General features: G+C 56.4%; 1 protein-coding gene. It reads right to left on the bottom strand.

The features are described from left to right. Positions 1–142: 142 nt before the first annotated feature. Positions 143–415: hypothetical protein (locus RMT89_RS41310; protein ID WP_315888897.1), on the bottom strand; the 273-nt coding region annotated here is incomplete at its 5' end.

Raw genomic sequence — 415 nt, 5'->3', positions numbered from 1 at the left:
GTAATTGTAGATTCCAACTAAGGAGGTGATCGGGCTGTACCTGGCCCACTATCTCGTCGCAGCTAAACGAAACGACTGCAGCTTCTTACTTACCGGGAGGTAACGCAGAAGGGAAAGGCCCCAATCGGGGCCTTTTTTCATGCTACACCCAGCCATTACGCTCAAATTTCGTCTGCTCCTGGTGCTCGGTGATTTGCATTCCCCCGTTCTCCAGGTTGCGACACTCCATCTCGTACTTCCGGGCATAGTTGTTCCCCTCGTGGCTCTCCACATGGCCACCCACCGGGTTGAACATCCGACTGGCCACGAAGTACAGCAACGCTTCCAGGTGACTGCCTGGCAGGTTGATCTCGATTCGCTCCGGCTCCCGTGCCGCCATCCGCTTATCAATGGTGGGGTGATCCGCCCGGTACAC

Origin of the sequence: Streptomyces sp. P17 (assembly GCF_032436805.1) — a bacterium.
Taxonomy (GTDB): domain Bacteria; phylum Actinomycetota; class Actinomycetes; order Streptomycetales; family Streptomycetaceae; genus Streptomyces.
This window is presented reverse-complemented; position numbering and strand designations above follow the sequence as displayed.